The organism is Aeromonas bestiarum (assembly GCF_028751155.1).
GTDB classification, from domain to species: domain Bacteria; phylum Pseudomonadota; class Gammaproteobacteria; order Enterobacterales; family Aeromonadaceae; genus Aeromonas; species Aeromonas bestiarum.
In genome coordinates this window covers 4100972-4124719 of sequence record NZ_CP064746.1, presented here as the reverse complement: position 1 = coordinate 4124719, position 23748 = coordinate 4100972, and the positions used below count along the sequence as shown (strand labels likewise).

21 protein-coding genes are annotated in these 23748 nt (G+C 62.3%); 11 read left to right on the top strand and 10 right to left on the bottom strand.

Annotation, left to right across the window (positions count from 1 at the left end; all coding sequences use genetic code 11):
- Positions 1 to 3 precede the first annotated feature (3 nt).
- Both IU367_RS18975 and IU367_RS18970 read left to right on the top strand, forming a co-directional pair.
- Complete coding sequence (locus tag IU367_RS18975) at positions 4 to 1107, top strand: EAL and HDOD domain-containing protein (RefSeq protein ID WP_274452778.1); 1104 nt, start codon at positions 4 to 6, stop codon at positions 1105 to 1107.
- A gap of 65 nt (positions 1108 to 1172) precedes the next feature.
- Positions 1173 to 1763, top strand: a complete 591-nt coding sequence (locus tag IU367_RS18970) for an HAD family hydrolase (RefSeq protein WP_043554408.1) — start codon at positions 1173 to 1175, stop codon at positions 1761 to 1763.
- A gap of 139 nt (positions 1764 to 1902) precedes the next feature.
- Here the strand turns inward: IU367_RS18970 and hfq are convergent, their stop codons facing one another.
- Positions 1903 to 2265, bottom strand: coding sequence for an RNA chaperone Hfq (gene hfq / locus IU367_RS18965; RefSeq protein WP_011707507.1), 363 nt, complete (start codon positions 2263 to 2265; stop codon positions 1903 to 1905).
- Positions 2266 to 2442: 177 nt separating this feature from the next.
- Here hfq and IU367_RS18960 point away from each other — a divergent pair, with 177 nt between their 5' ends.
- Genes IU367_RS18960 through IU367_RS18950 form a run of 3 tightly spaced genes read left to right on the top strand, consistent with a single transcriptional unit; the run spans position 2443 to position 5928 of the window.
- Positions 2443 to 3720 (top strand): paraquat-inducible protein A, encoded by a 1278-nt coding sequence (locus tag IU367_RS18960; protein WP_274452776.1) that lies wholly within the window; start codon positions 2443 to 2445, stop codon positions 3718 to 3720.
- Complete coding sequence (gene pqiB, locus IU367_RS18955) at positions 3713 to 5359, top strand: intermembrane transport protein PqiB (RefSeq protein WP_016352115.1); 1647 nt, start codon at positions 3713 to 3715, stop codon at positions 5357 to 5359. The genes IU367_RS18960 and pqiB overlap by 8 nt, the downstream gene beginning before the upstream one ends.
- Positions 5359 to 5928: a PqiC family protein gene (locus IU367_RS18950; RefSeq protein WP_098985029.1), complete on the top strand. Its 570-nt coding sequence runs from the start codon at positions 5359 to 5361 to the stop codon at positions 5926 to 5928. Before pqiB ends, IU367_RS18950 begins: the two co-directional genes overlap by 1 nt.
- Positions 5929 to 6012: 84 nt before the next feature.
- Here IU367_RS18950 and ompA read toward each other — a convergent pair whose 3' ends face one another.
- On the bottom strand, positions 6013 to 7071 hold the full coding sequence (gene ompA, locus IU367_RS18945; protein WP_098985030.1) for a porin OmpA: 1059 nt from the start codon (positions 7069 to 7071) through the stop codon (positions 6013 to 6015).
- A gap of 232 nt (positions 7072 to 7303) precedes the next feature.
- Between ompA and IU367_RS18940 the strand changes: the two genes are divergently transcribed.
- Positions 7304 to 8038, top strand: a complete 735-nt coding sequence (locus tag IU367_RS18940; RefSeq protein ID WP_043137191.1) for a substrate-binding periplasmic protein — start codon at positions 7304 to 7306, stop codon at positions 8036 to 8038.
- Between the two features lie 56 nt (positions 8039 to 8094).
- Here the strand turns inward: IU367_RS18940 and IU367_RS18935 are convergent, their stop codons facing one another.
- Positions 8095 to 9102, bottom strand: a complete 1008-nt coding sequence (locus IU367_RS18935; RefSeq protein ID WP_043137347.1) for an SGNH/GDSL hydrolase family protein — start codon at positions 9100 to 9102, stop codon at positions 8095 to 8097.
- A 238-nt stretch (positions 9103 to 9340) separates the two neighbouring features.
- Between IU367_RS18935 and IU367_RS18930 the strand changes: the two genes are divergently transcribed.
- Positions 9341 to 9721, top strand: a complete 381-nt coding sequence (locus tag IU367_RS18930) for a YgiW/YdeI family stress tolerance OB fold protein (protein WP_043137188.1) — start codon at positions 9341 to 9343, stop codon at positions 9719 to 9721.
- Between the two features lie 69 nt (positions 9722 to 9790).
- Here IU367_RS18930 and mltC read toward each other — a convergent pair whose 3' ends face one another.
- From mltC to IU367_RS18905, 5 genes are all read right to left on the bottom strand, one after another.
- Complete coding sequence (gene mltC / locus IU367_RS18925; RefSeq protein ID WP_043137185.1) at positions 9791 to 10891, bottom strand: membrane-bound lytic murein transglycosylase MltC; 1101 nt, start codon at positions 10889 to 10891, stop codon at positions 9791 to 9793.
- A 168-nt stretch (positions 10892 to 11059) separates the two neighbouring features.
- On the bottom strand, positions 11060 to 11332 hold the full coding sequence (locus IU367_RS18920; RefSeq protein WP_005313967.1) for an oxidative damage protection protein: 273 nt from the start codon (positions 11330 to 11332) through the stop codon (positions 11060 to 11062).
- Positions 11333 to 11340: 8 nt separating this feature from the next.
- A complete protein-coding gene (gene mutY, locus IU367_RS18915) occupies positions 11341 to 12402 on the bottom strand; it encodes an A/G-specific adenine glycosylase (protein WP_274452770.1) in 1062 nt (353 codons plus the stop codon).
- A 101-nt stretch (positions 12403 to 12503) separates the two neighbouring features.
- Positions 12504 to 13184: a GspB family T2SS assembly factor variant ExeB gene (gene exeB / locus IU367_RS18910; RefSeq protein WP_274452768.1), complete on the bottom strand. Its 681-nt coding sequence runs from the start codon at positions 13182 to 13184 to the stop codon at positions 12504 to 12506.
- Entirely contained in the window at positions 13184 to 14827 is a 1644-nt protein-coding gene (locus IU367_RS18905) for an ExeA family protein (protein ID WP_274452766.1), read from the bottom strand. Before IU367_RS18905 ends, exeB begins: the two co-directional genes overlap by 1 nt.
- A 273-nt stretch (positions 14828 to 15100) precedes the next feature.
- Between IU367_RS18905 and IU367_RS18900 the strand changes: the two genes are divergently transcribed.
- Positions 15101 to 16339 (top strand): multifunctional CCA addition/repair protein, encoded by a 1239-nt coding sequence (locus IU367_RS18900; protein ID WP_274452763.1) that lies wholly within the window; start codon positions 15101 to 15103, stop codon positions 16337 to 16339.
- Between the two features lie 343 nt (positions 16340 to 16682).
- Here the strand turns inward: IU367_RS18900 and ppc are convergent, their stop codons facing one another.
- On the bottom strand, positions 16683 to 19316 hold the full coding sequence (ppc, locus tag IU367_RS18895) for a phosphoenolpyruvate carboxylase (RefSeq protein ID WP_274452761.1): 2634 nt from the start codon (positions 19314 to 19316) through the stop codon (positions 16683 to 16685).
- Between the two features lie 214 nt (positions 19317 to 19530).
- Entirely contained in the window at positions 19531 to 20676 is a 1146-nt protein-coding gene (gene argE, locus IU367_RS18890; RefSeq protein ID WP_098980837.1) for an acetylornithine deacetylase, read from the bottom strand.
- Positions 20677 to 20954: 278 nt separating this feature from the next.
- On the opposite strand from argE, the gene argC reads away from it, so the two are divergent.
- From argC to IU367_RS18875, 3 genes are read left to right on the top strand one after another with little or no spacing between them, the layout of a single operon-like run.
- Complete coding sequence (gene argC / locus IU367_RS18885) at positions 20955 to 21962, top strand: N-acetyl-gamma-glutamyl-phosphate reductase (protein ID WP_274452759.1); 1008 nt, start codon at positions 20955 to 20957, stop codon at positions 21960 to 21962.
- 23 nt (positions 21963 to 21985) lie between these two features.
- Positions 21986 to 22765, top strand: coding sequence for an acetylglutamate kinase (gene argB, locus IU367_RS18880; protein ID WP_043142293.1), 780 nt, complete (start codon positions 21986 to 21988; stop codon positions 22763 to 22765).
- Positions 22766 to 22790: 25 nt separating this feature from the next.
- A complete protein-coding gene (locus tag IU367_RS18875; RefSeq protein ID WP_241325706.1) occupies positions 22791 to 23708 on the top strand; it encodes an ornithine carbamoyltransferase in 918 nt (305 codons plus the stop codon).
- Positions 23709 to 23748: the final 40 nt, after the last annotated feature.

Below are 23748 nucleotides of genomic sequence, written 5' to 3'. Positions count from 1 at the left end.
CCCATGTTGTTACGTCGCTATCCCATCTTCAATCGTCGTCTCGCCCTCGTTGCCTATGGCATGGACTATCAGCTTGCCGACCCCGCCGAATGGACTCTTCTCGCGACGCAATGCCGTCTGCTGGCCCAGGGGCGCCAATACTTGCTGCCCTTCAGCCATGAACAACTCGATGAGCAACGTCCCCTGCTGTTCGATCAGGACACTATCCCACTGGTCGAGGCCTCGACCGAGCGGTTGCCCGCCTCGTTTCCCGTGCTGGCCCAGTGGCGCGATTATCGACGCCGCCTGGCCGTGCACGGCGCCCAGCGCGAGCCCCGATGGTTCAATGCCTCCCGTCTGCTGGTGTTCTGGATGGGGGAGGAGGGGATCAGTCAGCCGACCGAGCACAAGCGGATGGCGCTCGACATCGAGACCTGGGGCGATTTTCTGCCGCTCAAGGAGGCGGGGGTGGACTTCTTTGCCGGCGGTTTCCTCGCGCGTCCCGAGCTGGTGAATCAGCGCGCCGCCCAGCCGGACATGAAGCTGGTGCAGGAGATACTGCAAATCATCTGCCATGAGGAGTTCTCCTTTGCCAGGGTCGCCAGCCTGCTGGAGCAGGACGCCTGGCTGCCGGGCCAGCTGATGACCTATGTCAACGCCCCCGGCTTCGATCACGCCAGTCCCATCGTCTCGGTCACGCGGGCGCTCTCCTATCTGGGGGAGCAGGAGATCCGCAAGTTCGTGCTCATCTACGGGCTGGCGCGGGTCAGTCAGCACATGCCGGAGGCCTGTACCCGCATGGCCATCGCCCGTGGCCGTTTCTGCGAGCTGATCGCCGTGACCGCGCTCGGCAAGGCCGTCGCCAGCTGGGCGTTTCTGGTGGGGCTGGTGCTGGATGGCTCGCTGCTCTCCGAGCAGCTCAAGGCCCATCTGCCCAAGGATGTGAAGCGGGCGCTCGAGTCCAGTGAGGGGCCGCTCTTTCATCTGTTCCAGCTGGTGAAGACCTATGAGCAGGGGAACTGGCCGCTGCTTGCCCAGCTGGCGCCTAACTACCAGCTGGATCCCGCCAAGCTGACCCCCATCTATTTTCAGGCACAAATGTGGGGGCAAGCGTTTCTCGCCACCTAGGTCATGGCGACGGGGCGCGGCTCTGGCTAGAATGGGGACCCATTTTCAGACACAGACCCCGCACTATGACCCTCTCCGGATTTCAAGGCCTGGTATTTGACCTCGATGGCACTCTGGTGGACTCAATGCCGCTGCACCTTGCCGCCTGGGCGCACACGGCCCGGGAGTTTGGTTTTCACTTCGATGCCGACTGGTTCTATGAACTCGGTGGCATGCCGAGCCGCAAAATCGCCCTGCTGGTCGCCGAGCAGCAGCAGATCGCCCTGGATCCGCTGGTAGTGACCCGTTGCAAGACGGATCACTACGTGGCCAACCTGCACAAGGTCACCGTCTTTCCGGCCATGCTGGAACTGGTTCAGCGCCATCACGGCCTCATTCCCATGGGGATAGGCACAGGCTCGCCCCGTATCAATGCCGAGGCCGTGCTGCGCAATACCGGGCTGGATCGTTACTTCCCCGTGGTGGTGACCGCCGACGATGTGGATCTGCACAAGCCCCATCCAGATACGTTTCTGCTGGTTGCACGTCGGCTGGGGGTCGAGCCGGCGACCTGTCTGGTGTTCGAGGATACGGGAATTGGCGTACAGGCCGGTCAGGCTGCGGGGATGCAGACCTGCATGGTCAGGGATGGCAGACCGGTCGACTTGCAGTATTGAAGTGAAGGGCGGTGAAACAGGTGGATCCACTCGGAGGAAGAGTGGAGTCCATTCTCATACGGGACAGACATGATAAATGAGAATGGACTCGGTCACCCTTTGACGCAGCAATGGCGTGGGGGTGATTCAGGAAAGCGCATTACTGCTCGCTGCTACCGCCGCCCTGATTGTCATCGTAACGACCGGGGGCGCCATGGGGACGCGGCGCCATGGAGACGCGCGGCTTGCGGGCACGCTGTATGCTGACCTGGGGACGGCCGGAGTGCATGGCGATGGTGGAGATCTTGGCCTTGTAGACCAGCTGCTGGTTGCCATGGGCATCGGTCAACAGCACGCTGTACTGGTCGAAACCGCTGATGGTCCCCTCCAGCTTGATGCCGCTCACCAGGAAGATGGCAACCTGACTGCGATTCTTGCGCAACCAGTTGAGGGCAGAATCTTGCCCGTTCCCGAGGGAGAAGGCTTGCTCGATCGTGGAGTAGCTTGGGGATTCAGTTGTCATAAATTATTGTCCCGCGGAAAAAAAGTGGCGTTTGATTGTGCTAAATGGTCACTGGCTTGTCAAAGTCATTCTCGCTCCCATCCCGGATGGTGCAACGACAGTGCTGGTCGGCAGGGGCCGCTGCTGTAATAATTGGCGGCTCTGGCCCCGTGGCGGGCCTCATGCTGGGGTTTCATCTTGCATCCGGTTTCACACCAACACCTACCCACCTATACCCATGACGCGACCGCGTGCGAAGAGTGTGACCTGCTGGTGCCGGCCACCGCGCTGGCCGTCGGGGAGACGAGCAGCTGTCCGCGTTGCGGCCATACCCTGAGCCGTCATTTGCCGGAGCAGGAGCGCAGGCCCATCGCTTACGGCTTTGCGGCCCTCATCATGTTCGTGCTCTCCAACGCCTTTACCTTCATGTCGTTCTCGGCCAAGGGGGTGGGGCAGGAGATGACGTTTCTGCAGTGCATCACCACGCTGGTGGATCAGGGCTATCTGTTTCTGGGTGCCGTGCTGAGCCTGACCCTGATCGGCCTGCCGCTGGTCTACATCGGCTCCATCATGCTGGTGCTGTGGCGGGTCGACAGGGACTTGCACAGCAATGCCCTGCGCTCCCTCGGTCGCCTGCTGTGCCGGATCAAGCCCTGGCTGATGGTGGATGTCTTCCTGATCGGGGTGCTCATCTCGCTGGTGAAGCTGATGGGGATGGCCGACATCAAGATGGGGCTGTCGTTCTGGGCCTTCGTCGGCTATACGGTGCTGCTGATCAAGATGATCTCGTCGCTGGACCGGATGTGGCTGTGGCAACGGCTGTTCGGCCCGACCGAGGCCCGTGAGCTGGATGCAGATGCCGAGGCCGCTGCCATGGCGTCCGGGCTGGTGGGCTGCCACATCTGCGGCGCCCTGAGCGAGGCGGGCGAGCACAGCTGCCCGCGCTGCGGCGGCAAGCTGCACAGCCGCAAGCCGGGCGGCCTGAACCGGACCTGGGCCCTGCTCTTCACCTCTGTGATCCTCTATGTGCCCGCCAACCTCTATCCCATCATGGACACGGTCTTCCTGGGGGACGACAGCCCTTCCACCATCCTCGGCGGCGTGGTCTTGCTATGGGCCATGGGTTCCTACCCCATAGCCGCGGTGATCTTCATCGCCAGCGTGGTGGTGCCGCTGGTGAAAATTCTGGCTCTGTTGTGGCTTTGCTATATGGTACAGCGCGGCCACGGCGCCTCGCCCCTTGGCAAGCTCAAGCTCTATCGCATGACTGAATTCGTGGGACGCTGGTCGATGATCGACGTCTTCGTGGTGGCCATACTGGCGGGCCTGATCCGGCTCGACAACCTGATGACCATCTACCCCGGCCCCGCGGCCGTCGCATTTGCGGGTGTGGTGCTGATTACCATGGTGGCAGCCATGAGTTTCGATTCCCGCCTGATCTGGGATTTACAACAAGGAGAACGCGAACGTGAGTGAGCGTAAGAAAAGGTGGAAACCCGGCTCTGATTTTCTGAGCTCGGCCGCCGCAATCTGGATGGTACCGCTGCTGGCGCTGTTCATCGGCATCTGGATGTTGTTCCAGCACTGGTATTCGCAAGGTCCCAGCTTCACCCTGACAGTGGCCACCGCCGAAGGCATAGTGGCGGGCAAGACGGTGATCCGCTCCCGCGAGGTGGAAGTGGGCCGCATCGAGGCGGTGGAGCTCAGCGAGGACTACAGCCATGCGGTGCTGAAGGCTCGCTTGACCAATGCCGCCGCCGGCATGCTCAAGAAAGACAGCCAGTTCTGGGTGGTCAAGCCCAGGGTTGGCCGGGAAGGGGTCTCGGGCCTCGGCACCCTGCTCTCCGGCGCCTACATCGAGCTGGCCCCCGGCAAGAAGGGCAGGCCGCTGGACGAATACGCCATGCTGGACAAGCCGCCGCTGGCCTCCCAGGACGCCAAGGGACTGCGGCTCTCCCTGAGCAGCCGGGATACCCGGGCGCTCGGGGTGGGCTCGCCCATCAACTACCAGGGCTTCACCATAGGCCAGGTGGAAGAGGCCAAGTTCCTGCCCGAGAAGAGCGAGATGCAGTACCAGATCTTCATCAACGCCCCCTATGACGTGCTGGTGAGCGGCAACTCCCGCTTCTGGATGACCCCGGGCTTCGAGGTCTCCATGAGCAGCGAGGGGATGAAGGTGAAGATGGACTCGCTGGAGAGCCTGCTCGACGGCGGTATCACCATGGGGCTGCCCCCTGGCTGGGCACCGGGTGAGCCGGCCAAGCAGATGGACGATTTCACCCTGTTCCAGGATCAGGCCAGCGTGCTGGCCGGTAGCCTGGATCAGTTCATCGACTACGTGTTCCTGTTTGAAGACAGCGTCGGTGGCCTGCACCCCGGTGCGGCGGTGGAGTATCGCGGCATCCGGGTCGGCACCGTCATCTCGGCACCCTATCTCATCGATGAGAAAGGGGTGCAGATATTCCAGAACCGGCAGATCCCGGTACTAGCGCGCATCGAGGTGCAGCGCCTCTCCCACCGCTACGCCAACGCGGAGAAGGAGCAGTGGCGCGCCCTGTTCGGCAAGCAGTTCAAGGAGGGGTTGCGGGCGACGCTCAAGACCTCCAGCCTGTTGACCGGCGGCAAGGTGGTGGATCTGAACTTCTATCCGGATGCCCCCAAATATCAGGCCATCAAGCTGGCCGGTTATCAGGTATTCCCGACCGTGCAGGCCGGGCTGGACCAGATCGAGCGCAAGGTGAACCAGATCCTCGACAAGTTTGTCGACATGGACACGGCCAAGACGCTGAACCAGGTGAATCACACCCTGGTTACCCTGGACCAGACCCTCAAGAACGTCAGCGCGGTGAGCGCCAATCTGGACAAGTTTACCGGCCAGAGCGCGACCCAGCAGTTGCCGGCGTCCCTGAACGACAGCCTGAAGCAGTTGCAGAGCACGCTGCAAGAGTACGATGCCAACTCCCAGACCAATCAGGATCTGCGTCAGTCGGTACAGTCGCTCAATCAGCTGATGCGTGAGTTGCAGCCACTGGTGCATTCGCTCAACGAGCAGCCGAGTTCGTTGATCTTCGATCGCGCCCGTCCCCGTGATCCCGAGCCCAAGCGAGGCCAATGATGAAAAAACAGATGATGACGCTGGCCTTGCTGGGTCTGCTGGCGGGTTGCAGTTCGGCGCCGACGGCGCTGCACTACTACTCCCTCGATGCCGAGGCGCAGCAGCCGACCACTATGACGGCACAACCGCAGCACCAGCTGGTGCTCAAACCTGTCTCCCTGTCCGGCCAGCTGGACAGGATGAGCCTGGTCTATCAGCTGGAGGGCAGGGAGTTGCACTTCGCCGAGTACCATCGCTGGGCGGGGTCGCTCGATGCCCAGCTCGATCAGCTGACCCTGAACGGTCTCTCCAGCCGGCTGCCCGGTTGGGTGGTGCGTCAGGACGGTGCTCGCAAGGGGCCAGTGCTGACCATCTCGGTCGAGCGCTTCCAGGGGCGCCACGACGGGCGCGCCGTGCTGAGTGGCCGCTGGCGACTGCTGACGGAAGAGGGCACAGTCCTGCGCGACGTTCCCTTCCAGCAGGTGCGGGTGTTGCCGGAGGATGGCTACGGCTCCCTGGTCAGCGAACTGGGACAGGGCTGGCAACAGCTGCTCGACCAGATTGCGGCAGAGGTGCGCAAGGGCGCCTGAAACCGCCGAGAATGAAAACGGGAGGCCAGAGGCCTCCCGTTTTTTTATCCCGGCACCACAGACCCGGTGCCAAGGCGGTGGAACTTACTGCTGAACGTCGGATACCCCTTCCACCTTGACCTCGACCCGGCGATCCGGGGCCAGGCAGACGATCAGCTCACGCTTGGATTTGCTGGTGCAGCTGTCGCCGGTGACAGGGGAACCCTTGCCACGCCCTTCCACATTGACCTTGCCTGCCGGCAGGCCCTTGCCGACCAGGTAATCGGCGACTGTGTGGGCACGCTGCTCGGAGAGCTTCTGGTTGTAGGCATCCGAGCCGATGCGGTCGGTATAGCCGATCACTGTGGCGACGCCATCCTTGGGTCTGGCTTGCTCAATCTGGCCGTAGAGGTTATCCAGCGCCTGTCCGCCTTCCGCTTTGAGGGTCGCCTTGTTGAAGTCGAACAGCACGTCCGAGCTCAGTGTGAACTGCTTCTCGACCACCACGGGCTCAGGCGCGGGGGCCGGAACCGGGGCCGCGACCACGGGAGCAACCTGACCGAAGCGGTAGACCACGGCGACCGCCAGCAGGCCGTTGTCGAGCTCGGCCCCCGTCTTGTCGAGCGCCTTGTCACCGAGCGGGGTTGTGTACTGGTATTCGAGGCGGGCGGCCCAGTCGCGGTTGAAGGCGTATTCGGCCCCCAGTGCGCCGACGAAGGCGGCCCCGTTGTCATTGTCGAACTGCTTGCTGTCGGTCCAGGCGTAGGCACCACCGAGGCGAGTGTAGAGATCCAGGCTGTCGCTCACCGGCAGACCTATCTTCATGGTGAGCTGGGCCAGCTGGGCCTTGATCTCGTCCTGGCTGATGTCGGTGGGCGTCAGCAGGTCGGTTGCTGTGTACTTGTATTTGCCGAGCCAGTCATAACCGAGCTCGACGCCGAGGTTCTGGTTGATCTGGTAGCCGAGGAAAGCGCCGGCGCCGACGTCGTTCTTGTCCTCTTCGCCGATGGTGAAGTTGTCCTTGATGCTCTGGTTGTGATCGACACCATAGAAGTTGGACCAACCCAGCTTGGCGCCGCCATACCAGGTGTTGTCTTGTCCGGCAGCCTGGGCGTTGGCCGCAAGCAAGCCTGAAACCAGTAAGGTAATCAGTGTTTTATTCATGTTGAGCCTCTGCAATTTCATATTGGGGGGGAGGTTTTTCTATGTCGCCTCTCCTTATGGGTCGGGGCTTATAGCACAGCCACAACAGATTAAAGGTAGTCGCTTTCCATGGGTTCTCAAGCAACTGATATAAAACATATTGTGATTATTATTGCCGCAGTTGAGCTGTGTGATTTGATCTCTGGGACGGGGCGGCAATAGTTAACCGAGGCAGGATCGCACCGGGGTGGGCATGAAAAACAAATGGATATGGCTGTGCTGGTCGCTGTGGCTGGCGCCGGTCTGGGCTGCTGACTCGCTGCAGGTGGTGACAGAAGACTATGCCCCCTACAACTATCTGGAAGAGGCCGAGATCAAGGGGCTGGGCACCGAAGTGGTGGAGGCCATGTTGGAGGAGGCGGGATTCGAGTACGACCTCGACATCTATCCTTGGGCGAGGGCCATCTCGCTGGCCCGCAGCCGCCCCAACGTGCTCATCTACAGCATCAGCCGCTTCCCCGAGCGCGAGGCGCAGTTCCAGTGGATCGGGGTGATAGCCCGCATCAACTTTCATGTGTTTGCCCTGGCCAAACGCGACGATATCAAGCCGTTCAGCCAGCTGTCACAGGCGCGGGCCTGGTCCATCGGCACAGTGCGCAACGATGCGCTGGAGCAGTATCTGATCGGTCTCAACTTCTCCAACCTGCAGCGCAACAACAGCAACGAGGCCAACATGCTCAAATTGTTGATGGGGCGCATCGATCTCTGGCCCGTGTCGCAGGAGGCGGCGAACTACTATGTGCGGCAGGCGGGCTATGGGCCAGACACCCTCAAGATAGTGCACGACATCGAAGACTTTACCGGGGGAGAGCTCTACGTGGCGGCGAGCCTGAAGACGGCGCCTGAGGTGATCAAGCGGCTGCAGGAGGCGCTGGCCACCATCCGGCAGAACGGCATCTATGACGGCATAGTGAAGCGCTATCGCTGATTGATGGTGTCGTGACGAGGCAAAAGAGGGGCCGACCGAGTGTCGGCCCCTTGTCATCAGTGGGCGAGGAACTCGTACTGGCTCTCGATGAAGGTGGCGGCGCGCTCGCTCAGGGCGGCGTGCACGACAGTGGTGGGGTGGACCTGATCCCAGAACATCTTGCCCTCACAGTTGAGGGTGCTGGCGCTGCGGCGGGCCATGGGGCTGGCGACGGCCTGTGCCAGCAGCGGGTTGCCGGCGATGGCGAGGCGCTCCTGCGGGTTGAAGGCGGAGAGCTGGCTGTCGGTGCTGGCGCTGCGGGAGGCAAACGGCTTCCATACATAGCTGCCACCATAGCAGGCGTTCTCCGTGTCGCTCAGGCCGAAGTTCTGCGGATCACGCAGCATCTCGGCAAACTGCTTGTCGATCTCGAACAGCTTCACCATGCCGGTGGGAGCCAGCTGGCGTGCCAGGTTCAGCAGCAGCTGGTTGTGGTAGGCGGAGACATGGCTGGCCGCCTCGACCACCTTCTGGCTGCGGGCCGAGGGGTTCTGGCCCAGATCCGGCAGGTTGAACAGCAGTATCTGCTTGGCGCCGTTCAATACCATGCGGTTGGCCGCATCGCTGATGGCGTCGCGCACCCGCTTGGCATCCTGCTCTGTGTTCCAGCCATAGGCCAGATAGTCGTTGGCGCCGACCCAGAGGATCACCAGATCGTCCGGCTTGAAGCTGTCTTTTTGCAGGAACTGGGTGACCTCGTAATCCAGGTTGTTGATGACCTGATACTTGGGATTCCAGGAGATCTTGTTGTAAGCCACGGCGGTGGCTCCGCCTTCCGCCTCGTTGGCTATGGTCAGGCCCGGGAACTGCTTGGTCAGCTGCTCCAGCCAGACGGGCCCGTTGGAGAAGCGGCCCTCATAGTAGGGGGGGCTGGAGGGGAGGTAACCGCGCATCTTGCTGTACATCTTGCCGGTATCGGAGAGGCTGTCGCCAAACATCACGATCCGGGAGAAGGCGGGACGGCTGTCGGCTGCCTGAACTGTCAGCGCGACCAATCCCAATAAACACACAAACCATTTTTTCATCTTGTTGTTCTCGTTGCTTTGAAAGCAGGTGGTACCTGCAGGCTTTTCCTCGATAGGCAAAGGTGCTGGGAAGCTGTTTTGCCATTTTGCAGGGTATCCAGCCGAATTAAATTTCGCAGCAGGCGGTGCTGATTAAATCGATTACGGTCACACCCCCTTCACCCAGATGGGGAGGCTTCACGTTTGTTTCACGCCCCGGCTTGCACACTGCTCCCGTACCCAATGACAGGAGCATGAAATGAACAAGGCAAGCGTAATCGGTCTGTTGACCCTGATGTCCATCTCTTCTTTCGCCATGGCGGCCTATACAGGCCCGCAGGAGCAGAACAAGGTGTCCGTCGCGCAGTTGAAGGATCTGGCCGATGACAGCTGGGCCACCCTGGAAGGGAAGCTGGTCAAGCACCTGGGCGGCGAGAACTACATGTTCCGTGACGCCAGTGGCGAGGTGGAAGTCGAGGTGGATCAGGATGTGTGGCGCGGCACCGAGGTGGGCCCGGACGATCTGATCCGCATTCGTGGTGAAGTGGACCACAGCTGGAACAAGACAGAGGTGGAGGTGGAGAGCCTGGAGAAGGTGGGCGCCGCTCCGCAGAGCAAGGGCGGGTTTGTCGCCAAGTAAGGCAGGATAGCCGCACGCCAGACGTAACAAGGGCGCCTCCATGGAGGCGCCCTTTTGTTGTTGGTCTGCTTAGCCGGTGCGGGCCAGCGTGCGCTTGAATCCCTTCTCGGCCTGATTGACCTTGTAGAGATAGCGTCTGGCTTCCGCCTTGGGGTGCTGCTCGGTCAGGATCTGGTACACAGCCTCGGGGGATAGCTGGTTGATCATGCCGGGCGCAGCCTTGCGGTCGCTGGAGAAGGTGTTCAGCACGCCGCCGGCACCGCCGTTGTAGGCCGAGATGACGGCATAGCGGCGGGAGAGCGGATCCTGGATGTCCACCAGATAGACGGTCTGCAACAGGTGCAGGTAGGCGGTGCCCACGTCTATGTTGTAGGCCGGGTTGAACAGATCCTCCCGGGTCGGCTGGCCGTTCCTGCCCTTGACCCGCACGTAGACGTCCCGTCCGGCGGTGGCCGGGATCACCTGCATCAGGCCATAGGCGTTGGCGTGGCTGACCGCATAGGGGTTGAAGCTGCTCTCTGTCTTGATCACCGCGTAGATGAGGCTTTCGGCGACCCCGTACTTGCGGGAGGCTTCCCGTATAATGCCGGCATACTTGTAACCCCGTCTGTCCTCGTGGTTGGCCACCATGGGGATGTCGACGAAGAAGATGGTGCGGATCCCCAGGGTGCGCTTCTTCATCGCCGTGCTGAGCAGGTAATCGGCGTAGCGCTCGGCACGCCAGTCGAAGCGGATCGGCTGGCCCAGGTTGTCCAGCACCTGACCATAGAGGAAGGGCTCGCCACCGGGCAGAATTTCACGGTCGGAGTACAGATCCACTTCCGCCGGGTCGTCCGGGGTCAGCAGGGTCTCTATGATGGCGCGGCGCAGGTGGGCACGAGGGTCAAGCCCGGAGACGGTTTCCACCATGATGTGGCCGCTGGAGAAGTCGATGTGAGCCCGGCTCTTGTACTGATCCGTGTATTTGACGTAGTCAAATTTGCCCGCGAACAGCGCCTCACGCCCCCATATCTCGTTCACGTTATGGGAGAGCGCGCTGATCATGTGTTCGAAACCGCGAATGTCCTTGCCGTTGACCAGATCGTCATCCTCACTCCCGCTGGGCTTGGGGGAGGATGAGCAGGCAGAGAGAAACAGCAGGGTGCAAAGCAGCCAAAAAATTCGGCCCATAGGATCCTCAAACTGGGCGGCGGGGCCGCCCGTCATGCATGGCTGTGAACAGAGAGAGGTATAGCCGTCACTGGCTCACAGGTACAACTCATTGGTTCATAGGCCGGTCACTGGCTGTGAACCGGGAGCTGGATCGCCGTCGCTGGCTCACAAGTACAACTCATCGGCTCATTGGCTGGGAGGGGTATAACCGTCTATGGCCACTTCACCCGCTTCAAACAGGTAGCTCACCATCTCTTTTTCCAGCAGCTGACGATGCTCCAGGTTCATCATGTTCAGCTTCTTCTCGTTGATCAGCATCACCTGCTTCTTCTGCCATTCGGTCCAGGCTTCCTTGCTGATGTTGTCAAAAATCCGCTTGCCGAGTTCACCGGGATAGAGTTGGAAATCCAGGCCCGGGCCCTCTTTTTTCAGGCGTTGGCAAAATACAGTACGGCTCATGTTGACCTCTATGGTTGTAAGTCCGGGTAGGCGAGCAGGCGGGCCGTGGCGGCCGCCAGACCCACCTCTGCAGGATGGCGTAAGTTATACCAGAGTCGGTTATCCGCTTCCATGAGCTGGGGGGCCGGTGGCGCATCGATTTCAATCAGGAAAGGCTGAATATCGAGATGGAAGTGGCTGAATGTATGCCGAAATCCGCTCAGTTCCCGATAATCATGGCCGCTCAGTCCGAGTCGCTGCATCAGCCCCTCGACCTCCGTCAGCGACTCCACCTGCGGGAAGCAGTAGAGCCCGCCCCAGATCCCCTGTGGCGGCCGCTTCTCCAGCAACAGCTGGTCGCCGTGACGAATGAGCAGCATGATGCCGGCGCGGGCCGGAATGCTCTTCTTGGGCTTGCTGTTGGGGTAGGCGGTGGGCTTGCCCTGCGACAGCCCCTGGCAATCGGCCTGCACCGGGCAGCGCTCGCAGGCGGGTTTGCTGCGGGTGCAGACGGTGGCTCCCATGTCCATCATGGCCTGGTTGTAGTGGGCCACGCCGAGCTTGGGCGTGAGGCGGATGGCGAGCTCCCACAGATCGTTCTCCACCTGTTTCTGGCCGGGCCAGCCCGGCAGTGCCAGCCAGCGGGTGAGCACCCGCTTCACGTTGCCGTCCAGAATGGCGTGGGGCTGGCCAAGGGAGAGGGAGAGCACGGCGCCCGCGGTGGAGCGGCCTATGCCAGGCAGGGCCATCACCTCTTCCAGCCGCTCCGGGAACAGGCCGCCGTGCAGTTCGCAGATCTGCTGGGCCGCCTTGTGCAGGTTGCGGGCGCGGGCGTAATAGCCGAGCCCGGCCCAGTGGTGCAGCACCTCATCTATGGGGGCCTGTGCCAGGGCCTGCACGTCGGGGAAGCGGGTCATGAAGCGTTGATAATACGGGATCACGGTGGCGACCTGAGTCTGCTGCAGCATGATCTCGGAGACCCAGACCCGATAGGGCGTCTTGTCCTGCTGCCAGGGCAGGGTCTTGCGGCCGTGGATCTGGTACCAGTCCAGGATCCTGGTGGCGAAGGTGGTGTTGTCTGAATTGCTCACATGGCTCTCATGTTATTGATTAAAAAGGGGAGCTCTCAGGCTCCCTCTTGAAATGGACGCCGGCTCAGCGGGGCTGAGCCGGCGTTGTGGTCGTGACGGGATCAGCCGCGCCAGTCCTGCAGCGCCTTGAGACTGACGTTCTGGCCCGCCACCTGCAGGATGATGTAATCCTGGGCGATGGCGATCAGGGTAACGCCGGGGGCGACCTCGCTGCCCTCACGAAACTCACGGCCGTTCAGCATCACGGCCCGCTTGGCCGGGTTGGACGAGAAGACGTGGGAGCCGTAGGCCAGGGGCGGCACCCGCTGCTTCAGCTCCAGCGGCAGGGCGCTGATCGGCATGGCCTGAGACTCGCTCTGGGCCTGGGGAGCCGTCTCCTCCATCAGCGGCGTGCTGTTGAGTGCATTCATGATGCGCTCAGCCAGCCCCTGGCTGCCGTTGGCGGCAGGGGCACTGTCATTGGGGGTGACTCTGGGGCGCACCACGGGTTCCGGCAGCGGCGGGGGCAGCGGGCGGGTGATCATGGGTCTGGGTTCGACCCGCACGAACGGCGGCGTGACCACCTCTTTCACCTCCACCGTCTTCTCGATGGGGCGGTTGTTGAGCAGGTGCCAGCCATAGTTGGCGCCGGCCCCCATCAGCAGGGCAAGCGGGGCCAGCAGCCACCAGATCCAGCGCCGGTTCTGCTCCTCTTCCTGGGTGACGGGCAGCCCCATCGCCGGAATATGCGGGGTGAACTGGGGCTGTTCGGCCCGGCGCAGTGCCTTGAGCAGGGTAGACATCAGGAAGCCTCCTCCGACAATGTGACCATGGGCTCATCGTTCATGGTATCCGGCGTGGCCGGTGTACTGGCGCGCTGGGACTCATCTTCCAGCTTCGGCATGGGCTCACCGGCCATCACGTTGAGGCGCAACAGGGTATTGCTGCCGGCGATGCCGTCCGGGTTCAGCCCCTGCTCGCGCTGGAACTGCTGCAACTTGTTCTTGAGCTCGGCGTCGAAGCGACGCACCTTGCGATCCGGCTGTTGAAGGGCACGGCTGAGAGCGTTGTCCAGCCACTGCACCTGGGTCGCCCCGGCATTGTTGCCGATCAGGGCGACACCGCCCTTGGGCATGCGCCACAGCAGGGTGTAGCTGCCGCCCCAGAAGTCGGACAGCCACTGCCTGTCCACCTGCCAGCTCTGGTTGCCGATGAGCAGGTTGGCCTTGTCCGGCCCGAGATTCACCAGGGTTGCGTAATAGATGCCGCCCGTCTCGTCGGTCAGGCTGATGAGGGCCGGGTGCTGCAGGGCCTGCAGCTCCGCCAGCGAGGCGTCGCCCTCCTGGCAGCGCAAGCCGGCGCGCGGTGCATTGTCGCAGGTCGCCTCCTCCAGCTCTGTCTGGTAGCCCCACACCTTGTAGAGATTCTGCATGGCGCTATCCGGCTCCAGCGCCTGATTGATGGCGCGGGTCAGCTGCTCCTGCTGCTCCGGGGTGTCGTCCACCTTGACCGGCACCTCCACCTTGATCACGGGGCGTTCGGGGAAGAAGCCGAAGAACTGCCAGCCCCACCAGCCGGTGGCGACCAGCAAGGCCCCCGCCAGGGCGACCATGAGGCCGGACTGCCAGGTGCCTTCGTCGCGAATGCCGCTCACCTCATAGGCCGCCAGGCTGATGTCGCCGTGCACTATCTTGTGGCTGCCACGGGCGAAGGCGGCGATCAGGGCGCGATCGCAGATGAGGTTGATGAGGCGGGGAATGCCGCCGGAGAGGCGGTGCAGGGTCTGAAGTGCCTTGGGGGTAAAGATGGGCTGGACGCAGCCCGCGACCTGCAGCCGGAAGCGCACATAGGCATCCACGTCCTGATGCGAAAGCGGCAGCAGGTGATAACGGGCCGTGATGCGCTGGGCCAGCTGGCGCAGCAGGGGCTGGCGCAGCATCTGTTGCAGCTCGGGCTGACCGATGAGCACCACTTGCAGCAGCTTCTTCTCGTCGGTTTCCAGGTTGGTGAGCAGGCGCAGTTGCTCCAGCACACCGGGCAGCAGGTGCTGGGCCTCATCCACCAGCACCACGCTGCGCTTGCCTGCCGCCAGATTGGCCAGCAGGTGGTCGCGAATGAGATCGAACAGCAGCTTGAGACCGGCGTCCTTGTCGTACGGCAGCTGGAACTCGTCGCAGATGGCCGCCAGCAGGTCACGCTCGGTCAGGGATGGATTGAGGATGTAGGCGATCTCGGTCTCGGTCGGCAACTGCTGCAACAGGCAGCGGGAGACGGTGGTTTTACCGGTTCCCACTTCCCCGGTCAGCAACACGAAGCCTCCCCCATCCTGCAACCCGTAGTTGAGGTGGGCGAGGGCCTCCCCGTGACGTTCACTCATATAGAGGTATTTGGGGTTGGGCGAGATGGAGAACGGGGGCTCCGACAGACCGAAGAACTGTGTGTACATAAGGATCCATTCCATTGTTATGGGCGGCAGGTTAAAGCCTCCCCACCGGGATGTCAAAGACCCGGATGCCATAAGGGGGGCTGGCGCATCTGGCGGCCAAAACCGCTGTTTTTATCGAATGTGGCCTGGTTGTGGCGGGGATAGGTCAGAGTGGCTGTCGGGCCAAACCAACCGGGCGATCACGGCTGCCTGATCGCGGGGGCGTGGCGGCGCCATCGTGCCCGCCAGGCAAAACCGGTATAATCGAGGCAGGTTTATCAAGGGAGACAGAGATTGCAGACTTATCTGGTTGGGGGCGCGGTGCGGGATCGCCTGCTGGGATTGCCGCAAGGGGATCGGGATCACCTGGTGGTGGGGGCGACCGTGGAGCAGATGCTGGCGCTGGGGTTCACCCAGGTGGGCCGCGACTTCCCCGTGTTTCTCCATCCCAAGACCCAGCAGGAGTACGCACTGGCCCGTACCGAACGCAAGCAGGGCCGCGGTTACACCGGGTTTGTCTGCCACGCCTCCCCCGAGGTGACGCTGGAGCAGGATCTGCTGCGCCGGGATCTCACCGTCAATGCCATCGCCGAGGACGAAGAGGGTCGGCTGCACGATCCCTACGGCGGCATCCAGGACCTGGAGCGACGGGTGCTGCGTCACGTCTCCCCGGCCTTTGCCGAGGATCCGCTGCGCATCCTGCGGGTTGCCCGCTTCGCCGCCCGTTTCCACGCCCAGGGCTTCGTGGTGGCCCCTGAGACGCTGGCGCTGATGCGCGAGATGACCGACGCCGGCGAGCTGGCACACCTGACCCCGGAGCGGGTCTGGAAGGAGCTGGAGAAGGTGCTGCTGGGAGAGACTCCCCAGATCTTCTTCGAGGTGCTGCGCGAATGTGGCGCCCTCAAGGCGCTGTTCCCTGAGCTGGACGCCCTGTTCGGGGTACCGGCGCCCGCCAAGTGGCACCCTGAGATAGACACCGGCATCCACACTCTCATGGTGCTGGGGCAGGCGTGCCGCCTCTCCCCCGAGCTGGCGGTGCGCTTCGCCGCCCTGTGCCACGACTTTGGCAAGGGGCTGACTCCGCCCGCCTTCTGGCCGAGCCACCACGGTCACGGCCAGAAGGGCTTGCCGCTGATCCGCGATTTTTGCGAGCGTTTTCGGGTGCCGAACGACTGCCGCGATCTGGCGCTGCTGGTGAGCGATCTGCACACCCATATCCACATCGCCTTCGAACTCAAGCCCGCGACCCTGCTCAAGGTGTTCGACAAGGCGGATGCCTGGCGCAGACCCGAGCGTTTCGCCCAGCTGCTGGACGCCTGCCGCGCCGACTTCCACGGCCGCACCGGCTTCGAGGAGCGGGTCTATGCCGAGCCCGACTATGTGGCCCAGGCGCTCTGCGCGGCCCAGGCCGTGCCCGTGAAAGAGATAGTGGCCGCCGGTTTCAAGGGCGAGGCCATTCGCGAGCAGCTCGCCAAGCGTCGGCTCGATGCCATCAGCCGGGTGCGGGACGAGTGGACCTTTATCGAGGAGTAGGCGCGGCTTCTGCCAGCTGTCCGCCATGAAAAAGCCCGGGTCACTGACCCGGGCTTTTTGCTGAGGTGTGTCTTGCCATTGTGATGGTTCACACCTCTGAGTATTTGGAAGTCTCGATAGTACAAGGTATTAGGCGAACTCAGCGCGACCTCTTGCGATGTTTAAATTGACTGTGGTTGAGCAGATCGAAAAAGGGTCACAAGCAAGCTCAAATACACCATGTATTTAGGACTACTCTACCGTTCTGGTATGGCTCACCAATTTTGGTCCCGGTGGCCATCAATATGTAAAAGGGCGCCAATCTGGCGCCCTTTGTTCTATGTGCGTTGCGACCTGTCAGCCATCAACCCGTGTTGCGCATACCTGCCGCTATACCGGCTATGGTGACCATCAGCGCCTGATCCAGCTCGGGGTGCAGGGTCTCAGGGTTCTTGCGCGAGCGGCCAAGCAGCTCGACCTGCAGCACGTTGAGCGGGTCTGTGTAGGGGTTGCGCAGCTTGATGGACTCCTTGATCCAGGGCTGGTCGTCCAGCAGGTCACCCTGCGGGCGCAGCTCCAGCACCACCTGGATGGAGTCGGCAAGCTCCTGACGCAGCTGCTTGCCGAGGGCCCACAGCTCTTGCGGCACCAGACGGGTGTCGTAGTACTCCGCCAGCCAGAGGTCGGCCTTGAGGAACACCATCTCCAGCATCTCGAGGCGGGTGCGGAAGAAGGGCCACTGGCGGCTCATCTCGTCCAGCACGCTCTTCTGGCCGTCATCTATGGCCTGCTGCAGGCCCTTGTGGGCACCGAGCCAGGCCGGCAGCATCAGCCGGTTCTGGGTCCAGGCGAAGATCCAGGGGATGGCGCGCAGGCTCTCGACGCCGCCGTTGGGCTTGCGCTTGGCGGGACGGGAACCTAGCGGCAGCTTGCCGAGCTCCATCTCAGGGGTGGCGGCGCGGAAATAGGGCACGAAGTCCGGGTGGCCGCGCACTATGCTGCGGTAGTGATCGCAGGAGACGGTGGCCAGCTGCTCCATCACGGCGCGCCAGCACTCCTTCGGCTTGGGCGGCGGCAGCAGGTTCCCCTCCAGCACGGCGCTGGTGTAGAGGTTCAGGCTGTGAATGGCGACCTTGGGCAGACCGAACTTGAAGCGGATCATCTCCCCCTGTTCGGTGACCCGCAGACCACCGCGCAGGGATCCCGGCGGTTGGGACAGGATCGCCTGATGGGCGGGGGCGCCGCCGCGACCGACGGTGCCGCCACGGCCATGGAACAGGGTGAGGCGGATGTTGTTGGCCTCAGCCAGCCCCACCAGGGATTCCATGGCGGCATACTGGGCCCAGCCGGCGGCCATCATGCCCGCATCCTTGGCGGAATCCGAGTAGCCGATCATCACGTACTGGCGACCCTGGATGTAGCCGCGATACCAGTCCACCGACAGCAGGCGCTCCATCACGGCGGTGCCTGCCATCAGGTCTTCCTGGGTCTCGAACAGGGGGGCGACCGGCATGCGGAACTTGCAGCCGGCCTCTTTGAGCAGCAGCTGCACCGCCAGCACGTCGGACGGTGCGCCGGCCATGGAGATGATGTAGATGCCGAAGGCATCGGGATCGTGACCGGCGATCACCCGACAGGTGTCTATGGTCTCGCGGGTCTCGTCGCTCGGTTCCCAGTCGGTCGGGATCAGCGGGCGGCGGGAATTCAGCTCGTTGAGCAGGAAGGCCTGCTTGTCGTCCTCGCTCCACTCGGCGTAGTCGCCCATGCCGAGGTAACGGGTCAGCTCGGAGAAGACCTGACCGTGGCGCTCGCCATCCTGACGTATGTCCAGCTTGACCAGGTGGATGCCGAAACAGGCCAGCTTGCGCAGCACGTCCAGCAGCATGCCGTCGGCTATGTTGCCCATGCCGCAGGCGTGCAGCGAGTGGTAGCAGAGCTCCAGCGGCTCGCGCAGCTGGGCCGTGGTCTTGACCAGATCCCGGCTCTCGCTCGCCTGACCCTGCACCTTGGCGGTGAGAAATTCCTGGGTCTCGCGCAGCTGTTCACGCAGCTCGCGCACCAGGGCGCGGTAGGGTTCGGGGTGATCGCCCACCCGCTCGCGCACTGCGTCTGTGCAGTCGGACATGGAGAGCTCGGAGGTGAGCTCCTTGATGTCCTTGTAGAACAGGTTGACCGCCATCCAACGGCCCAGCTCCAGTACTTCTGCGGTCACCTTGGCGGTGACGAAGGGGTTGCCGTCACGGTCACCGCCCATCCAGGAGGTGAACTTGACCGGCGCGGCATCCAGCGGCAGCCGCACACCCAGGTGCTGTTGCAGACGCTCGTCCAGATTGCGCATGAATTCGGGAATGGCCGGCCAGAGGCTGTTTTCCACCACGGCGAAGCCCCACTTGGCTTCGTCCACCGGGGTCGGACGCTGCTCGCGGATCTCGTTGGTGTGCCAGGCCTGATTGACCAGCTGTTCGATGCGATTGAGGATCTTGTCCCGCTCGCGAGGCAGCAGATCGGAGAGCTCCAGCGCCTCCAGACAGTCGTTGAGCTGCACGTGTTTGTGGATCAGGGTGCGACGGGTCACCTCGGTCGGGTGAGCGGTCAGCACCAGGTCGATATCCAGCTCGCGCACGGCCTGAATGATGGCTTCCTGCGACAGGTTAGAGGCCTTGAGCTTGGCGAACATCTGCTCCAGCGGATCCGGGGTGCAGACCTGCTCTTCGCAGCGGCGGGAGATGGTGTGGAACTGTTCGGCCACGTTGGCGAGGTTGAGGAACTGGCTGAAGGCGCGGGCCACCGGCAGCAGCTCGTCATCGCTCAGGGTGCGCAGGGTATCGAGCAGACGTTCCCGGTCTGCCTCATTGCCTTTGCGGGAGGATTTGGCCAACTGGCGAATGGTTTCGATCTTGTCGAGGAAGGCCTGTCCCTGATGATCCTTGATGGACTTGCCCAGCAGTTGACCCAGCATGCCTACGTTGGCGCGTAGCGCGGCGTACTTTTCGTTCATTCCACATCCTTATCTGGTTGGTGTCTCTCTCCATCCGAGGTGAGAGACAGCCTCACTTATTGTTGTGTGATTACAACATATGCTCCGTCATCTTAGGGTGACAATCTACCCAGATTGTCTGCGCAAGGTCAAATAACAGGCCGATTCAGAACATGTATTTCCCTCACCTGTCCCGAGGCGGCATGTTATGTAACTTACTTACATTCCCGTCAATTCAGAGGCAAAACCGGCGGATCAGGTGTTGCAGCACAGCCGTGGTCGGTTTGACGAAGGAGAGATCCAGGTATTCGTCCGGCTGATGGGCCTGGGTGATATGGCCCGGGCCCAGCACGATTGTCTGGCATCCCAGCTGCTGGATAAAGGGCGCCTCGGTGCAATAGTTCACCGACTCCGCCTTGTGCCCGCTCGCCTTCTCGGCCTCGCGCACCAGCACTGAGTCGTCCGCGCAGGCATAGGCGGGGATGGGCTCGTGCAGGTGTTGCAGGTGCAGGCAGCCCGGCTGGTGGATTTCGATGGGGGCGAGTGCCTCCTTCAGCATGCCCATCAGCTCGTCCGGCCCCACCTGCGGTGTGGGGCGCATGTCTATGTGCAGCTCGCAGCAACCGCAGATGCGGTTCGGGCTGTCGCCGCCCTGGATATATCCCAGATTCAGCGTGGGCTGCGGCACCGCGAATCTGTGGTCGGCGTAACGATCTTTCAGATCCTGCTGCAAGCGCAGCACCCGCCCCATGGCCTGGTGCATTATCTCCAGCGCATTGACGCCGTTGGCGGGATCCGAGCTGTGACCGCTCTTGCCCGTGATGCGGATCGCCTCCGACATATGCCCCTTGTGGGCCACCACGGGCACCAGTCCGGTGGGCTCGCCGATCACCGCGTAGTCGGGTTTCAGCTCGGCCGCCGCTGCGATGGCGCGGGCGCCCGCCATTGTGGTCTCCTCATCGGCGGTGGCCAGGATGCGCAGCGGCTTGCTGAGGGTGGTGAGATCTATCTCTTTGAGCGCCTCCACGATAAAGGCGAAGAAGCCCTTCATGTCTATGGTGCCGAGGCCGTACAGGCGGTTGCCCTCTTCGGTCACCTTGAAGGGATCCTTGCTCCAGGCGCCCTCGTCGAACGGGACTGTATCTGTATGGCCCGCCAGCAGCAGGCCGCCCTCGCCCTGACCGATCGTCGCCACCAGATTGAACTTGCCCGGCAGATCCGGCAGGGCGGTCACCTCGCACTGAAAGCCGAGCTGGCCGAACCAGTCGGCCAGCAGCCGGATCACCGCCTCGTTGCTCTGATCCCAGCGGGGATCCGTGCTGCTGATGGAGGGAATCGCAATAATATTCTTATAAAGTGCAAAAAAATCCAGATTGGCCATCAGCTCCTCCTTGCGTCCCCGGAATGTTTCTGTTAGAAAATACAAATGCAAAGTGAGTGCATGAATATTCTGTAAGTTTGCCTGAATATCTGGCTCATCGACAAGGCTTCTAGTTGTAAGGGAAAGTTAATGTTCTGTCACCTGATCTATAACCGACGACACACACCCGCCTGAATTGCCCCTCCGCACGCGTTGCGTCAAAGGGGCGGTTCCTCACCCCTTGCACCATCTGCAGCACCATGCTGTGAATTTCGAACCCTGACTTGGAATACTCAATAATGCTTAACACCGTTATCGTCGGTGCCAGTGGCTACGCGGGAGCCGAACTGGCCGCACTGGTCCAGAACCACCCTCAACTCAAGCTGTTCGGCCTCTATGTGTCGGCCGGCAGCCAGGATGCCCACAAGCGTTTCTCTTCCCTGCATCCCCAATGGGTCGGCGCGCTGGATCAGCCGCTGCTGCCGCTGGACGAGGATGGCATGACCCGGATCCTGACCCAGGCCGATCTGGTGCTGCTGGCTACCGCCCATGAGGTGAGTGCCGAGCTGGCACCCAAGTTCCTGGCCAAGGGTCTGCCGGTGTTCGATCTCTCCGGTGCCTTCCGGGTCAAGGATCAAGGTTTCTACAACAGCTTCTACGGCTTCACCCACGACAGCGAGCAGTGGCTGGATCAGGCAGCCTACGGTCTGGCGGAATGGAACAGCGATGCCATTGCCGCCGCCCAGCTGATTGCGGTGCCGGGTTGTTACCCGACCGCTTCCTTGTGCGCCCTCAAGCCGCTGCAGCAGGCCGGCCTGATCGCCAAGGGGTGGCAGCCCATCATCAACGCCGTGTCCGGTGTCTCCGGCGCCGGTCGCAAGGCTGCCATCAACACCAGCTTCTGCGAAGTGAGCCTGAATCCCTACGGCACCTTCAACCACAGACACCAGCCTGAGATCAGCCACCACCTGGGCTGCGAGGTGCTCTTCCAGCCCCACCTCGGCAACTATGTGCGCGGCATCCTGGCCACCATCTATGTGCAGCTGGCGGACGGCGTGACGCCGACTCAGGTGGATCAGGCCTTCCTCAAGGCTTACGAAGGCAAGCCGCTGGTGCGCCTCACCGGCCAGATGCCCTCCATCCGTGGCGTGGCAAGCACCCCTTACTGCGATATCGCCTGGCAACAGCAGGGCAACATGCTGGTGGTGGTTTCCGCCATCGACAATCTGCTCAAGGGCGCCGCCTCCCAGGCTGTGCAATGCATAAATATCAAATTCGGATTTGAACCGGCCACCGGCCTGATTTAAGGACTTAAGGAAGGATTGCAACGATGGACAAACAGACGCTGGTAATCAAGTTGGGTGGTGCCCTGATCGAGAACGACGAGGCGCTGACCGCCCTGTTCGCCACCCTCAAAACCTTTCTGGATGAGCAACACAGACCCCTGGTGCTGGTGCACGGTGGCGGCTGCCTGGTGGATGACCTGCTCAAGGGGCTGGGTCTGACTTCCACCAAGAAGAACGGCCTGCGGGTGACCCCGTTCGAGCAGATCCCCTTTATCGCCGGGGCGTTAGCTGGCACGGCGAACAAGCAGATGATGGCCAAGGCCATCGCCACCGGCATTCCGGCCGTGGGGCTCTGCCTCGCCGATGGTGGCCTGTGCCAGGTAACCCAGCTCGACCCGGATCTCGGTGCGGTCGGCGACTGCAAACCGGGCAACCCGGCGCTGGTGACCGGCATACTGGGGCAGGGCTTCCTGCCGGTGGTGAGCTCCATCGGCATCACGGCCGATGGCCAGCTGATGAACGTCAACGCGGATCAGGCGGCCACCGCCATTGCCGAGGCGCTCGGCGCCGATCTGGTGATGCTGTCGGACGTGAGCGGCATCCTGGATGGCAAGGGCAAGCTGGTGCCGCAGCTGAACAAGGCGACCGCACTGGATCTGATGGAGAAGGGCGTGATCAGCGATGGCATGGCGGTCAAGGTGAAAGCCGCGCTGCATGCCGCAGAGACCCTCGGCAAGCCGGTCTGTGTGGCCAGCTGGCGTTACCCGGATCAACTGCTCAAGCTGCTGGCCGGTGGTGCCGTCGGCACCCAGGTCACCCTCTAACCCTGGCCGGAAAAAGGAACATCCGATGCAACATCTTCTGAAAGACAGCGACTTGAACAAATCCCAGATCCTGGCGCTGATCGCCCTGGGCAAAGCGGTCAAGGCCGACCCTAAAAAGTACAGCCAGGCGCTGGCGGGCAAGAGCGTGGTCACTTTGTTCGAGAAGCCCTCCCTGCGTACCCGGGTCACCTTCGACATCGGCATCGCCAGACTCGGTGGCCACAGCGTCTATCTGGATCAGCAGAACGGTGCGCTGGGCAAGCGCGAATCGGTGCAGGACTTTGCCGCCAACCTGTCACGCTGGTGTGACGCCATAGTCGCGCGGGTATTCGACCACCAGACGCTTGTTGGATTAGCGGAGCACGGCACCGTGCCCGTGGTGAACAGCCTGTGCAACCTCTACCACCCCTGCCAGGGGCTGGCCGACTTTATGACCATTGCCGAGCACTACGCGGATCTGTCCAAGGTGAAGCTGGCGTATCTCGGCGATGGCAACAACGTCAGCCACTCTCTGTTGCTGCTGGGGGCGACGCTCGGTACCGACGTGACCCTGATCTGCCCCAAGGGCCATGGCCCGGATACCCAGATCTTCCTGCAGGCCCAGGCGCTGGCGGCCGATTCCGGCGCCACCATTCACATCAGCGATGACGTGGGGGATATCGAAGGGTTTGACGTGGTTTACACCGATACCTGGGTCTCCATGGGTGACAACACGCCAATGGAGCAGGTAAAAGATATCTTTATGCCTTATCAAATCAACCAGGCCCTGCTCGACCGCACCGGCATCCAGCATGTGCTGCACTGCCAGCCGGCGCACCGGGAGCTGGAGATCACCTCCCAGGTCATGGATGGCCCAGCCTCCCTCATCATGGACGAGGCCGAGAACCGTATGCATATCCAGAACGCCGTGCTGCTGACCCTGTTTGGACAGGGGCACAAGTAACGCGGCAACCGAACCTGAAGCACAACCTTTTATCGAATCA

Coding starts and splice junctions, on each gene's coding strand:
- IU367_RS18975 (WP_274452778.1), top strand. CDS start 4: ATGTTGTTACGTCGCTATCCCATCTTCAATCGTCGTCTCGCCCTCGTT.
- IU367_RS18970 (WP_043554408.1), top strand. CDS start 1,173: ATGACCCTCTCCGGATTTCAAGGCCTGGTATTTGACCTCGATGGCACT.
- hfq (WP_011707507.1), bottom strand. CDS start 2,265: ATGACAACTGAATCCCCAAGCTACTCCACGATCGAGCAAGCCTTCTCC.
- IU367_RS18950 (WP_098985029.1), top strand. CDS start 5,359: ATGAAAAAACAGATGATGACGCTGGCCTTGCTGGGTCTGCTGGCGGGT.
- ompA (WP_098985030.1), bottom strand. CDS start 7,071: ATGAATAAAACACTGATTACCTTACTGGTTTCAGGCTTGCTTGCGGCC.
- IU367_RS18940 (WP_043137191.1), top strand. CDS start 7,304: ATGAAAAACAAATGGATATGGCTGTGCTGGTCGCTGTGGCTGGCGCCG.
- IU367_RS18935 (WP_043137347.1), bottom strand. CDS start 9,102: ATGAAAAAATGGTTTGTGTGTTTATTGGGATTGGTCGCGCTGACAGTT.
- IU367_RS18930 (WP_043137188.1), top strand. CDS start 9,341: ATGAACAAGGCAAGCGTAATCGGTCTGTTGACCCTGATGTCCATCTCT.
- mltC (WP_043137185.1), bottom strand. CDS start 10,891: ATGGGCCGAATTTTTTGGCTGCTTTGCACCCTGCTGTTTCTCTCTGCC.
- IU367_RS18920 (WP_005313967.1), bottom strand. CDS start 11,332: ATGAGCCGTACTGTATTTTGCCAACGCCTGAAAAAAGAGGGCCCGGGC.
- exeB (WP_274452768.1), bottom strand. CDS start 13,184: ATGTCTACCCTGCTCAAGGCACTGCGCCGGGCCGAACAGCCCCAGTTC.
- IU367_RS18905 (WP_274452766.1), bottom strand. CDS start 14,827: ATGTACACACAGTTCTTCGGTCTGTCGGAGCCCCCGTTCTCCATCTCG.
- ppc (WP_274452761.1), bottom strand. CDS start 19,316: ATGAACGAAAAGTACGCCGCGCTACGCGCCAACGTAGGCATGCTGGGT.
- argE (WP_098980837.1), bottom strand. CDS start 20,676: ATGGCCAATCTGGATTTTTTTGCACTTTATAAGAATATTATTGCGATT.
- argC (WP_274452759.1), top strand. CDS start 20,955: ATGCTTAACACCGTTATCGTCGGTGCCAGTGGCTACGCGGGAGCCGAA.
- argB (WP_043142293.1), top strand. CDS start 21,986: ATGGACAAACAGACGCTGGTAATCAAGTTGGGTGGTGCCCTGATCGAG.
- IU367_RS18875 (WP_241325706.1), top strand. CDS start 22,791: ATGCAACATCTTCTGAAAGACAGCGACTTGAACAAATCCCAGATCCTG.